This is a genomic window from Blautia ammoniilytica (genome assembly GCF_025566965.1).
Taxonomy (GTDB): Bacteria; Bacillota; Clostridia; order Lachnospirales; family Lachnospiraceae; genus Blautia_A; species Blautia_A ammoniilytica.
In genome coordinates this window covers 1-11,893 of sequence record NZ_JAOQJL010000057.1, presented here as the reverse complement: position 1 = coordinate 11,893, position 11,893 = coordinate 1, and the positions used below count along the sequence as shown (strand labels likewise).

10 protein-coding genes, 1 pseudogene and 1 riboswitch are annotated in these 11,893 nt (G+C 44.3%); of the genes and pseudogenes, 4 read left to right on the top strand and 7 right to left on the bottom strand.

Annotated elements, in window-relative coordinates; genetic code table 11:
• Positions 1–93: 93 nt before the first annotated feature.
• A pseudogene (locus OCV61_RS17740) lies at positions 94–489 on the top strand (sugar O-acetyltransferase); the annotation flags it as partial.
• Between the two features lie 172 nt (positions 490–661).
• Here OCV61_RS17740 and OCV61_RS17735 read toward each other — a convergent pair.
• The gene (locus OCV61_RS17735) at positions 662–1,120 is read right to left on the bottom strand and encodes an Lrp/AsnC family transcriptional regulator (RefSeq protein WP_158422868.1); all 459 of its coding nucleotides are present in this window, start codon (positions 1,118–1,120) and stop codon (positions 662–664) included.
• 205 nt (positions 1,121–1,325) lie between these two features.
• Between OCV61_RS17735 and OCV61_RS17730 the strand changes: the two genes are divergently transcribed.
• The 3 genes from OCV61_RS17730 (at position 1,326) to OCV61_RS17720 (ending at position 3,954) form a co-directional block, all read left to right on the top strand.
• The gene (locus OCV61_RS17730; protein WP_262583378.1) at positions 1,326–2,669 is read left to right on the top strand and encodes an MATE family efflux transporter; all 1,344 of its coding nucleotides are present in this window, start codon (positions 1,326–1,328) and stop codon (positions 2,667–2,669) included.
• Between the two features lie 31 nt (positions 2,670–2,700).
• A complete protein-coding gene (locus OCV61_RS17725; protein WP_173728970.1) occupies positions 2,701–2,871 on the top strand; it encodes a hypothetical protein in 171 nt (56 codons plus the stop codon).
• Positions 2,872–2,973: 102 nt separating this feature from the next.
• Positions 2,974–3,954, top strand: a complete 981-nt coding sequence (locus OCV61_RS17720) for a toxic anion resistance protein (RefSeq protein WP_262583375.1) — start codon at positions 2,974–2,976, stop codon at positions 3,952–3,954.
• Positions 3,955–4,196: 242 nt separating this feature from the next.
• Here OCV61_RS17720 and lpdA read toward each other — a convergent pair whose 3' ends face one another.
• The 6 genes from lpdA to gcvT form a co-directional block, all read right to left on the bottom strand.
• On the bottom strand, positions 4,197–5,645 hold the full coding sequence (gene lpdA / locus OCV61_RS17715; protein ID WP_158422865.1) for a dihydrolipoyl dehydrogenase: 1,449 nt from the start codon (positions 5,643–5,645) through the stop codon (positions 4,197–4,199).
• A gap of 21 nt (positions 5,646–5,666) precedes the next feature.
• Complete coding sequence (locus OCV61_RS17710) at positions 5,667–6,662, bottom strand: lipoate--protein ligase (RefSeq protein ID WP_158422864.1); 996 nt, start codon at positions 6,660–6,662, stop codon at positions 5,667–5,669.
• Positions 6,663–6,851: 189 nt separating this feature from the next.
• The gene (gene gcvPB / locus OCV61_RS17705; RefSeq protein WP_158422862.1) at positions 6,852–8,309 is read right to left on the bottom strand and encodes an aminomethyl-transferring glycine dehydrogenase subunit GcvPB; all 1,458 of its coding nucleotides are present in this window, start codon (positions 8,307–8,309) and stop codon (positions 6,852–6,854) included.
• Complete coding sequence (gene gcvPA, locus OCV61_RS17700) at positions 8,306–9,622, bottom strand: aminomethyl-transferring glycine dehydrogenase subunit GcvPA (protein ID WP_158422861.1); 1,317 nt, start codon at positions 9,620–9,622, stop codon at positions 8,306–8,308. The genes gcvPB and gcvPA overlap by 4 nt, the downstream gene beginning before the upstream one ends.
• A gap of 33 nt (positions 9,623–9,655) precedes the next feature.
• On the bottom strand, positions 9,656–10,039 hold the full coding sequence (gene gcvH, locus OCV61_RS17695) for a glycine cleavage system protein GcvH (RefSeq protein WP_158422860.1): 384 nt from the start codon (positions 10,037–10,039) through the stop codon (positions 9,656–9,658).
• A gap of 37 nt (positions 10,040–10,076) precedes the next feature.
• On the bottom strand, positions 10,077–11,171 hold the full coding sequence (gcvT, locus tag OCV61_RS17690) for a glycine cleavage system aminomethyltransferase GcvT (RefSeq protein WP_158422859.1): 1,095 nt from the start codon (positions 11,169–11,171) through the stop codon (positions 10,077–10,079).
• A gap of 157 nt (positions 11,172–11,328) precedes the next feature.
• Positions 11,329–11,407, bottom strand: a riboswitch (glycine riboswitch).
• Positions 11,408–11,893: the final 486 nt, after the last annotated feature.

Below are 11,893 nucleotides of genomic sequence, written 5' to 3'. Positions count from 1 at the left end.
GTACCGTTTTGAGCAGAAAACGCGTACCGCTAAATCAGAATGAATGTACCGCTGATTTCAGAATAGGCGTACCGTTCGAGCAGAATTTGCAATTTTGATTATGGATGTAATACTTTCTTTGGAAAATTCAGTTCTGTTAATTTTAATTTTACATGCTTAGACGTATGTGAAATACATATAGGAGATAATGTGATGATCGGTCCTAACGTTACATTGGCAACTCCTATGCATCCATTATTACCTGAAGAACGTAATATCAGGAAAAGAGAAGATGGAAGTTTTTATAATCTTGAATATGCGAAGCCAATAACTATAAAAGATAATTGCTGGCTGGCATCCAATGTGGTTGTTTGTGGTGGCGTTAGTATAGGAGAGGGCTGTGTAATAGGCGCAGGAAGTGTTGTGACAAGAGATATTCCTCCCTATAGTCTGGCAGCTGGAAATCCATGCCGGGTTATTCGCAAAATAACTGAAAAAGACCATATGTAAAAAGAAAAAATCTTTCTCTGGAAAGATACTTTCATAAAGAGATCGCCAGAGTGCAGTCTGTATGGTATGTGCAGCAATGGATGGAAAGTCTATTTATGAAGAATCAACTGGAGTCTGAATTCGGAGGAAACAGATGCCTATAGCAGCCAGTGTAATCCGAGCAATCTGATTTCTATAGCCGTAATCCTTTAATATCTTTAATACGTGATAAGATTGTATTGCAGCTGCAGCTGATAACGCCGGGCAGTGTATCAATAACATTGAGCAGGAAGCGTTCCATCTCATCACTTGATGAAGCGACAGCATGTACATGCAGCTTGTCTCTTCCGGTGACACGGTAAATCTGTGTGACTGTATCATTTTTATATAATATATCTGTTACCTGCGGCAGGTGGCCTGGCTTTGTTTCAATTTCAAAATAGCATGATACAGCACCATTGATTTTTTGAGGGTTTATTATTGTTGTATATTCTTCAATCACGCCTTTTTTCTCCAGAGCCTGAATTCGGGCCTTTACTGCTACTCTGGAAATGCCAGTTTTTTCACCGATATCAGAGTAAGAGATACGTGCATTTTCTATAAGCAGCTGGATAATCTTCTGATCCAGTGCATCTAAACCGTCCAGGTACATAAGTGTTCCTCCTGTAAAATAATATAGCATTTCTAAAATATCATATCATTCATATTACCAAAAGTAAACAGTAGCTTGACTAAATTGCTGTAACTGCATATAATTATTACGCAACGTAATTTAAAACTTACATTCTGAATATGCAATTTGATTTAGATGAAGAGAAGAACACGTGGAATTATGAAACCTGTGGAGGAATATGATAATGTCAAAAGATGAGTATTTAATCACAGATGCGCCCCTTAAAGCACTGACGGTTTTTGCAATGCCGATGATTCTCGGCAGCTTTTTTCAGCAAATATATAATATGGCTGACTCTATTATCGTCGGTCAGTTTGTGGGCTCCTCCGCTCTTGCAGCTGTGGGTGCTTGTGCAGCGCTGACCAATGTTTTCATTTGTGTGGCACTGGGTGCCGGTGTGGGTGCCGGTGTGCTGGTGAGCCGTTATTTCGGTGCCAGGGAGTATGGAAAAATGAAAACTATTGTATCAACGTCCTTACTTAGCTTTTTAATTCTGAGTATCGTTCTTGGTGTTTTTGGTTTTTGCTTTTCTCACTGGATGATGAGTGCGTTACAAACCCCTGTCGATATAATGGATGATGCAGTGCTGTATTTGCGGGTCTATTTTGTAGGTTTTCTATTTTTGTTTATGTACAACATCCTTTCAACGATGTTCACTTCCATAGGCGAATCAAAAATTCCACTGGGACTCCTGATATTCTCGTCACTCTTAAACATCTTTATGGATCTTTGGATGGTGGCCGGTCTTGGTCTGGGTGTGTTTGGTGCGGCGCTTGCAACCTTGATTGCGCAAGGCATTTCTGCCGTGTTTTCGCTTCTGATTTTTTTACATCGGATGAGGCGATATAAAAGTCACTTTGACTGGTTTGACCGGCAGGAGTTACATTCCATGTTTCAAATTGCTGTACCTTCGGTTCTTCAGCAGTCTACAGTGTCTATTGGTATGATGATCGTGCAGGCAGTTGTAAATCCTTTCGGAACGCAGGCACTTGCTGGGTATGCGGCAACGATGCGGGTAGAGAATGTTTTTTCACTGATTTTTGTTTCCATCGGAAATGCAGTTTCGCCATATGTTTCCCAGAACCTGGGCGCAAACAAACCCCAGCGTATCAAAAAAGGCTATCAAGCTGCATTGGTGCTGGATGTGTGCTTTGCAGCCATTGCTTTTATTGTCATTGAAACGCTGCACACGCAAATTTCATCGTTGTTTCTTGGTAAAGACGGAACAGTCCTAGCCTATCAGGTATCCGAGGATTATATGAGATGGCTTGGCTATTTCTTCATCTTTATGGGAATCAAAATGGCAACTGATGGAGTTCTTCGGGGGCTGGGAATTATGCGGCCGTTCCTCATTGCAAACATGGTGAACCTGGCGATTCGTCTGTCTGTTGCGTTGATTTTTGCGCCGCGTTTTGGCATTGCATTTGTCTGGCTTGCTGTACCAGCTGGCTGGCTTGCCAATTTTTTAATATCCTATGTGGCTCTCAGGAAATCATGGCCAACTGATAAAGAGGTGCCATCTCAATAACTTAAAGTAATTTACAAGGAAAAATTATACCATGAATGATAAATGTGTGGTATTGAATGCAAAGAAAATGAATTTTGATGGAAAGCTGGATTTTTCATTTTATCTTCTGATGTTACAGTATATGATGATATTGAATCTGAGTTCTGCAATGCAGGTACAGATGAAGATGTTGGCATGTGGAAACCATCCGCGTTTATTATAAATACTTCAAGAGGCACACCTGTAGATCATAACAGCAATCATACAAAAAATGCAAATGCGAGAATGTTTTTATGATTTGCGGACTTTATCCGGAGGGAAAAACATGAGTGATACAAGAGAAATAACGGCTGCGATGGGGCAGAAGGCAAGAGCTGTTGATGAATCTATATTGTCAGACGAAGAAAAGCAACGGGTGGATGCATTTGCCAAAAAGATTGATATTTTGAATATTAAAATGGTCAATTCTTATGGCACTGCAGCACAGAAGGGCATTTCGGCTTTTTCTTCGTCAATGATGGGAACTGTAAAGACAAAAGAATTCGGTGAAGTGGGTGACTGCTTACGTGAACTTCAAGTGGCAATTAACAGTACGGCTGTACCACAGAAAAAAGGATTACTTGGTCTTTTTAGGAAGGGAAAACAGAAAGCTGCATATGTGATCGCAAATTATGAAAGTGCTGAGACGATTATTAAAAAGATTGAAAAAGATCTGAAGAGACATCAGCAAACTTTGACAAAAGATATTTATGTGTTTGAGCAGATGTATGATCTGAATTTGGAATGCTATAAAGAACTGACAATGTATATTCTTGCAGGGAAGAAAGCCCTTGAAATTGCAAGAAATACAAAACTGGCTGAACTTAGAAACAAAGCAGAATTAACACAGGATCAGTTGGATATTCAGCTTTGTAAAGACTATGAGGACGCATGTCAACGTTTTGAAAAGAGAGTTTTTGATCTGGAAACAACCAGACTTATATCTATTCAGATGGCACCACAGATCAGAATACTTCAGAATGCTGATCAGCAAGTAGTAGCCAGGCTTCGTTCTGACATTATTAATACCATTCCGCTTTGGAGAAATCAGATGATACTGGCATTGGGCATTGAACATACAGCAAAAGCTCTTAATGCTGCATTGGCATCAGAAAGAGCTAATGTTGATGTAGAGACTCTTCGCAAGGTAAATGCTGATATCATTACTTCCATTCATGAAGTGGTTAAGATTCATGAAGAAGGGGCAAAACACCGTGCAGAAGCACAAGCAGAATTTGCTAAGATTGAAGATGACCTGAATAGATGAAATACTTCTCTGTATGGCGCTGGTATCAATTCCGCATAGCGTTTAAGAGTTTGAACTGTTTCAGATGTACAACCGGATAAACCAACAATAACTGTCAGAATGAATATTCCTAAATATCGTTTCATAAGGCTCCTCCTGCTTGCGGTATAATTATTTTATCTGATGTCTTTCTATATAATTAAGTCACAAGCAGGAGAAAACGTTACAAAAAATTTAATCATAGTTTTTGTTTGGAGATTTCATTATAAGGTGGTGACCTGGGTGATCATTTCGCTGAAAGAAGGATGGGGACGGATCACAGAAGCCATTTCTTCCAGAGTGAGCTTTTGGGCAATGGCAACAGCAAATTCACTGATCATATCAGTGGCTCTGGCGCAAAGAAGCTGTGCACCGATGATCACATGAGTTTCTTCCAGATAGACCACCTTCATAAACCCACGTTCCTGCAGGGATAATACGGATTTTCCATTGGCAGAGCTTAAAATTTTATGACTTTTGGCGGCAAGTCCCTGTTCTTTTGCCTGGTCCAGTGTGAGACCTATGGAAGCAATTTCCGGAGTAGCATAGATACAGGAGGGAACAAGATCAAGGACAGGGATACTTATATGTGAGACAGCACTGCTGGATGTATCATTTGATAATGCTGCTGCAATCTGATGGACAGCATGAACTCCTTGTGCAGTGGCAGCATGTGCCAGCTGCAGTTTTCCATTTACATCGCCGATGGCATAAATACCGGGAAGGCTGGTCTGAAAATGTTCGTCTGTCAGGATACGGCCACGTTCCATGGAAGGAGCAAGACCATCAGCAAATAGCCCATCTGTATAAGGCTTTCGGCCGGTAGCGATCAAAACCGCCTGTGCAGTGCAAGTGCAGACCGTATCTTTTTCCGTGTAAGTGCATAAGAGGCCCTCATCCGTAGATTCCAGAGACTGTACTTTGGCTCCGGTATGGATATCTGCACCTTTTTTCTTCAGGGATTGCTTCAGACTCTGCCCTAGCTCCTTGTCCATGTTGGCAATCAAAGAAGGAAGTGCTTCCAGGATCGTGACTTTGGTTCCAAGTGCCTGCCAGATTCCGGCAAATTCTACACCGATCACACCGCCACCAATGATCAGCAGAGAAGAAAATGGTTCCTGATTCCAGGAGAGCAGCTCATCACTGGTCATTACACCAGGCAGATCATGTCCGGGAATCGGTGGAACAGAAGGAATACTGCCGGAGGCTAACAGAATCTGCCGCGTCTCAATGATAACAGGATCAGCCCCATCGGATGTGATCTGTACCTGCTTGATCCCTTCAGTGCCAGATGCAGCAGTGCCGGTATGGATAACTGTTCCCAGGCCTTGATACATAGTAACTTTTGCTGCTTTTAAAAGAGCTGAAATCCCTTTTTGTAAAGTGGTGATCGTTGTCTGTTTATGTTGTTGAATCTTGTTAAGATCGGCCTGGACATGCTCTGCAGAGACACCAAAACGTTCTGCATTACAGATTTCCTTATAGAGTTCTGAAGAATGGAGCAGTGTTTTGGTAGGGATACATCCCCGGTTCAGGCAGGTTCCTCCCAGAGAATCCTTTTCAATCAGAGCAGTGCGAAGCCCAAGCTTTGCTGCTTCCAGAGCTGCTTCATATCCGCCTGGGCCGGCACCGATGACAGTCAGGTCATAGATGGTTGTTGTCATTTCTGCCATGGATAAATTCTCTCCTTTTCATTAGATTTGTTCTTGTACCATCCGACTTAAGTCAGAACGGACATTTTCAGGAACCATATGTTGTTCCAGAGATCGGTCTAATGCTTTGCAAAGTACATCAGTACGATAAGGGAGACCCTGAAATTCCGTACCGATATCAGAAAACCAGTCTGCCTCCATGGAATCAGAAGAAAGCAGTGCTTCGGTGATCATTCCTTCGTTTACATGAAGATCAAGATTAACCTCACCCCATGAAAAACGTTGTTCCAGCCGATTAGTGAACGGAATCTTTGGTCCGTATTTCCAGCGATCCGAGGAGAAACGCTCTCTGCCTTTGCAAATGGCAGTCTGCTCCAGCCGATCTGCACACAAAGGTACAGCAGGTAATCCATATACTTTGGAAAATGCGGTAAACATAGCCTGTTTCATGGTGTCCACGGTGATGTGAGGACAAAGGGAAGACAGATTTACTACTCTGGAGCGGACGGAGCTTACACCTTTTGACTGCAATTTTGCTTTGGAAGGATTCAAAAAACGGGACATGGAAGCTGTATCTACATTCAGCAGCAGTGTCCCATGATGGTAATAACATCCCTTGGAGTCAAAAAATGCATTTCCGGAAAACTTCTGTCCGTTGATGGCCACATCATTTCGACCGGTCTTCTCAGCAGTCAGTCCAAAGGAAGCAACCGCTTCTATGATCACCTGAAGCTGACGGTCTACATCTGCATCTTCTTTGCGCATACAGAAAGTAAAATTCAGATTTCCCAGATCATGGTAGACCGCTCCCCCGCCGGAGAGGCGGCGGACCAGATGGCCGCCGTCTGCTTCCAGTTCTGATACACGGCACTCCTTCCAGCAATTCTGATTTCGCCCGATCACAACCGTATGTGCATTTTGCCATAAGTATAAAATGCATTCTCCCGGTTCTGCGTGAAAGGTCAGATATTCTTCCACTGCAAGATTTGTATAAGGATCGGTAGTCATGCTTTCGTATGTGGTCAGAGTCTGTATCATCGTGGATTCCTCCTGCTAGAGATTAGTTCGATATTATTCGGGATTATAATTCAAGAATGCCTCGGCATTCTTGCTGCGAGGTGCGCGTCATGCAATTGCATGACATACTTCTACTGCGCACCTCTGCAATCCTGCCGGAGGCTATATCAGCTGGGGGATTGACTCCCACCACTGATACTAGCTTGTTTCTCACCCTATAGAGGTGGGAGTCATCTCCCAGCTGATATAACGTACCACAGGTTTTCGGGCTGCACCGACTTCGTCCAACCTGCGGACAGGTGTTTCAAATGGATATTCATGCATTTTTTCCGGATGGGCCTGGGACTCTGTTAGTACATCCAGGAAGATCTGTACTGCTTCATCCAATGTTTCACGGCTTTCTGTCTCAGTAGGCTCGATCATCAACGCTTCATGGACGATCAGCGGGAAGTACATAGTGGGCGGATGGATACCGTGATCCAGCAATGCCTTGGCAATATCAAGGGCTGAAACATTCCGCTCATGCTTTTCCTGTTCCAATGTCATGACAAACTCATGCATGCAGGTGTGATCGTATGCCATCCTGTAGTGGCCGGTCAGCTTGTGCATCATATAGTTGGCATTCAGCACTGCAGTAGTGGCTGCTTCCGGAATACCTTCACGGCCAAGAGTCAGGATATAGCAGAAAGCACGGACCACAACCAGGAAATTGGAAGAGAAGCTGCGTACATTTCCAATGGCATGGGCAGCAGTCTTGGCTGTGAAAGTACCGTCTGTCTGTTTGTCAATGCGAAGTCCAGGAAGGAATGGCGTCAGAAAATCTTTGCAGGCAACTGGTCCGCTTCCAGGCCCGCCTCCACCGTGAGGGGTGGAAAATGTTTTATGCAGATTCAGATGCATTACATCAAAGCCCATGTCGCCAGGACGGGTAATGCCCATAACTGCATTTAAGTTTGCTCCATCGTAATAGCATAATCCGCCGGCATCATGAACGATCCGGGTGATCTCTGCAATATTTGGATCAAACAGACCAACTGTATTTGGATTCGTGAGCATCAGGCCGGCAGTGTCATCACCTACAGCGGCTTTTAATGCTTCCAAATCTACACACCCATGCTCATCGGACGGGATATTGATCACATCGAAGTCAGCCATAGCTGCACTGGCAGGATTGGTGCCATGGGCAGAATCCGGAACAATGATCTTTGTACGTTTGCTGTCACCACGGCTTTCATGCCATGCTTTGATCAGAAGGAGACCGGTAAATTCACCGTGAGCACCTGCTGCAGGCTGAAGAGTACATGCCTGCATTCCGGTGATCTCACATAATGCTTCTTCAATGGAAGAGAGTACTTCCAGACATCCCTGCACATCCTTGGTATCCTGCAAAGGATGAATGTTGGTAAATCCAGGGAGAAGAGAGGCAGCATCGTTGATCTTCGGATTGTACTTCATGGTACAGGAGCCAAGAGGATAAAAACCATCATTAACTCCATGTGTCTGTTTTGCCAGATCCGTATAGTGACGGCTGAGTTCTGTCTCAGATACCTCCGGGAGATGCAGTGCTTTTTTACGCATTGGTACTTTGATAGTTACTTCAGGGGTTGTGCAGGGTGGGATCAGGTCGCAGCCTCTTCCGGGTGCCCCCATTTCAAATATAAGTTTCATGCAAGCACCTCCTTTATCACAGCAATAAGACTATCGATCTCAGATTTTGTATTCATTTCAGTGGTGCACCAGAGCATTTCAGACTGTCCGGTCACAAGTCCTGATAAATATCCGTGTGCAGCCAGCTTTTCAGAGAGAACAGCTGCATCACAGGGACAGGTGGTTACAAATTCATGAAAAAATTCACCGGTATATTTCCTGGTAAATCCCAGGGCAGTCAATTCATCCAGCAGATAGCGGGCATTGGCCATACAGGAAACAGCCACTTTTTCAAGTCCGGCACTACCCATAGCCGACAGATAGACTGCGGCGGTCATAGCACAAAGTGCTTCGTTGGAACAGATATTGGAGCTTGCTTTCTCTCGGCGGATGTGCTGCTCACGTGCCTGAAGAGTAAGGACATAAGCCCGTTTGCCATCCACATCGGTGGTCTGACCTACGATCCGGCCAGGAAGCTTTCTCATCATGTCTTTGGTAGAAGCCATGAATCCAAGATAAGGTCCACCAAATCCTATCGGAAGTCCCAATGGCTGGCCTTCACCTACAGCTACATCGGCACCAAATTCTCCCGGAGTTTCAAGAAGACCAAGGGCAATGGGGTTGCAGCTGGCGATCAGTTTGGCACCGGAAGTGTGTACAGCATTCGCAATGGCAGCTCCATCTTCGATCAATCCATGATAGTTTGGGGTCTGAATGATCAGACAGGCGATGGAGAAAGTATCCATAGCGTTCCAGCTTTCCAAATCTGTAAGACCATCTTTCTCGGGAAGGATCACAAGGGGGGCTCCGGAACCAAAGCAGTAGGTACGGATCACAGATAAGGTTTTGGGATCCACGGAAGCACTGACACAGACAGTTCCTCGTTTTCGGTCACGACACATGGCGGCAGCCTCTGCGGCAGCGGTTGCACCGTCATAAACAGATGCATTGGAAACATCCATTCCTGTTAGTTCACAGATCATGGTCTGATATTCAAAAATCGACTGCAGCAATCCCTGGCTGATCTCTGCCTGATAAGGGGTATATGCAGTGACAAATTCTTCTTTTGAAGTGACTTGTTTCACGATGGCCGGAATATAGTGCTGATAGGATCCGGCGCCTCGGAAAATATGAGAAAAACGTGTGTTTTTCTCTGAGATTTCCTCCATTTTCCTGGCTACTTCCATTTCAGACAGGCCGACCGGTAAAGACAGTCCGTCTTTTAAACGAAGAGACTCAGGAATATCCGCATACAGTTCGTCGAAAGAATGCATCCCGATGGAGTGCAGCATATCCAGTCGTTCTTCTCTGGTGCTAGGTATGTAAGAACCCATGACAGTTACCTCCTGTAGATAAATTCCGGCTGATCAGCCGTTACTTTCTGACTGACAGTGAGCTTCATACTCAGCAGCACTGATCAGCTCTTCTTCATCAGTGATATCTTTTACCTTGATGAGCCATGCATCATAAGGCGCTTCGTTGATCAGTTCCGGGTGATCCAGAAGCTCTTCATTGATTTCGCAGACAGTTCCGGATACCGGGGAGAAAATATCGGATACAGCTTTGACAGACTCTACATCACCTAAAGCTTCTCCGGCAGTAACGGTATCATCGATCTCCGGCAGATTGACAAATACCAGATCACCAAGCTCGCTCTGTGCAAAGTCAGTAAGACCGATCAAAGTGATATCGCCTTCTTTTTTAACCCATTCATGTGATTTGGAATAACGTAATGTTTCTGGACAGTTCATAATAGAAATCCTCCGTAATTTTATTATTATATGAAATTTATTTTTTTGTTTTTGAATAGAATGGAAGAGAGACAACTTCCATCTCAACTTTTCTGCCGCGTACATCGGCGGTAAGCTTGGTTCCCACAGCTGCGTATGCCTTGTCTACCAGCGCCATGGCAATAGGATATCCAAGATAGGGGGCATGGGTGCCGGAAGTGGTCATGCCAACCTTTATATCATCGGAGAAGACAGGCATGTGTTCTCTGACAATGCCGCGGCCGGTAATTTTCAGTCCTATGCGTGTTCGTGCAGGCTCGCTTGCCTCCAGGGCTTCTTTGCCGATAAACTCTTCTTTGGAAAACTTTACACAGAAGCCAAGGCCGCTTTCCAGAGGAGTGATGGTCTCATTCATTTCATGTCCATATAAAGGCATTCCGGCTTCCAGACGCAGTGTGTCCCGGGCTCCAAGTCCGCAGCAGGTCAGACCTTCTTCTTTTCCTGTTTCCAGCAGAAGCTCCCACATGGCTGCAGCATTCTCAGCATCAAGATAAAGCTCGTATCCTGCGGAACCGGTATAACCGGTCTTGGAGACTATGCAGTGCATACCGCCGATGGTACGGTCAAAGCAGGCACTATAGTATTTTACCGGAAATTCGTCTTCCGGAAGAAGCTTTGCCAGGATCTCATGGGCTTTTGGACCTTGTACAGCGATCTGGGCAACAGAGTGGGAAATGTCTGTGAATGTGGCTCCTTCAACATCCTGCTCATGAGCTTTCATCCATGTAAAGTCCTTATCTTTGTTGGCAGCGTTCACTACGATAAAATAACGCTCATCCCGGACCTTATAAACGATCAGATCATCTACGCAGCAGCCGTTTTCATAGCACATGAGACTGTATCTTGCCTGGCCGTCGTACATATTTGTGAAATCGTTGGTCAGCAGATGATTCAGCAGCTTTAGTGCCCCGGGACCTTCGCAAAGAATTTCTCCCATATGGGATACATCAAAGAGACCACAGGATTCCCGAACTGCCATATGCTCTGCGATCACACCAGTCTGGTACTGGACAGGAAGAAGATATCCGGCAAAGGGAACGATCTTGCCTCCGTGTGCCTGATGGGTGGAATAGAGCGGTGTTGTTTTTTCCATAGGTGATTCCTCCTTATCTCACATCAGAATGACAAACAAAAAAGCACAGAACAAATAGATACTTGTTCTGCGCTCTGTCATCTTAACCTGAAAGATTACCCGAAACTTGTGATCGGTTGCTTCTTCGGTGCAACTTTGCTGTTGCTTTCCAGAGGTTCGTCAGAAACTGGTCCGTTTGCCTGAGAGTTCTTCAGCCCCTTCGGCGCACATTTCTGTGTCTCTCCCAGTTTCGTCATCCGATGTCTTTAATTACCCTCATGCTAACATAAAATGCCGAGAACGTCAATGAAAAGCATACATATTTTTAGAAAAAACAACCAAAAACATTGAAGCTAAACCAGCGCATACTGAACAAATTTAACAATGCAACACTGCGAATGAAGAAAGAACTTTGACAGGTATGCAAATTTTTTGCCCACGCCTGATGGAGCTGAAAGCGCAGGAAACAGAAATACGATTGGCAATTTTTACAGTTTATTTATCTAAAAGTAGAAATAGTGCAATTTTTGCAGGATATTATACAAGAAATACATGACAATATATCGTATTATTGATAAGATGATTACAGTGTCAAAAGGGCTGATCCCACCTGTGCTTGCACAAGGGTGGGAGAATGATTTTGGAGATATAGGTAATTGCGAAACTCAAATTTGAAATATGAGAGCAGTTATCCACAATAAATGGAGATGATAAATGCAGAAACGTTAAATGACGAAATATTT

What these genes read in the sequence shown, in the direction of transcription:
- lpdA (WP_158422865.1), bottom strand. Translation starts at nt 5,645, where the DNA reads ATGGCAGAAATGACAACAACCATCTATGACCTGACTGTCATCGGTGCC.
- OCV61_RS17720 (WP_262583375.1), top strand. Translation starts at nt 2,974, where the DNA reads ATGAGTGATACAAGAGAAATAACGGCTGCGATGGGGCAGAAGGCAAGA.
- OCV61_RS17735 (WP_158422868.1), bottom strand. Translation starts at nt 1,120, where the DNA reads ATGTACCTGGACGGTTTAGATGCACTGGATCAGAAGATTATCCAGCTG.
- gcvPB (WP_158422862.1), bottom strand. Translation starts at nt 8,309, where the DNA reads ATGAAACTTATATTTGAAATGGGGGCACCCGGAAGAGGCTGCGACCTG.
- gcvPA (WP_158422861.1), bottom strand. Translation starts at nt 9,622, where the DNA reads ATGGGTTCTTACATACCTAGCACCAGAGAAGAACGACTGGATATGCTG.
- OCV61_RS17725 (WP_173728970.1), top strand. Translation starts at nt 2,701, where the DNA reads ATGAATGATAAATGTGTGGTATTGAATGCAAAGAAAATGAATTTTGAT.
- OCV61_RS17710 (WP_158422864.1), bottom strand. Translation starts at nt 6,662, where the DNA reads ATGATACAGACTCTGACCACATACGAAAGCATGACTACCGATCCTTAT.
- gcvH (WP_158422860.1), bottom strand. Translation starts at nt 10,039, where the DNA reads ATGAACTGTCCAGAAACATTACGTTATTCCAAATCACATGAATGGGTT.
- OCV61_RS17730 (WP_262583378.1), top strand. Translation starts at nt 1,326, where the DNA reads ATGTCAAAAGATGAGTATTTAATCACAGATGCGCCCCTTAAAGCACTG.
- gcvT (WP_158422859.1), bottom strand. Translation starts at nt 11,171, where the DNA reads ATGGAAAAAACAACACCGCTCTATTCCACCCATCAGGCACACGGAGGC.